Genomic DNA, 266 nt, shown 5'->3' with positions numbered 1-266 from the left:
AGAGCTGCGGCTCGGCCTCTACGAGATCGCTGAGCACGGACAGATCGTGGACGTGTCCCAGACGATCCACCAGCGCCTTCGCCGCGTCGCGCTTGGCTTTCATCGCAGTAGGCCAGAGGACGGTCAGGAGTTTATGATTGGCGCGGTAATCCTGCGTTCGCTTGCGCAGTTCATGGAAGGCGCTGTCGGAGGCCTCGCCATGGCAGGCGTCAAGCGCGGCTAGCGCTTTCGCTGCCGTCCGCTCCCATCCCTTGGCAATCAGTTTC

General features: G+C 62.8%; 1 protein-coding gene. It reads right to left on the bottom strand.

Annotated elements, in window-relative coordinates; translation table 11 throughout:
* Positions 1–266, bottom strand: a 266-nt coding sequence (locus SB764_RS41065) for a CHAD domain-containing protein (protein WP_410866905.1), incomplete at both ends; no start/stop codon positions are given.

The organism is Paraburkholderia sp. SIMBA_027 (genome assembly GCF_046535315.1).
Classification (GTDB): domain Bacteria; phylum Pseudomonadota; class Gammaproteobacteria; order Burkholderiales; family Burkholderiaceae; genus Paraburkholderia; species Paraburkholderia tropica.
This window is presented reverse-complemented; position numbering and strand designations above follow the sequence as displayed.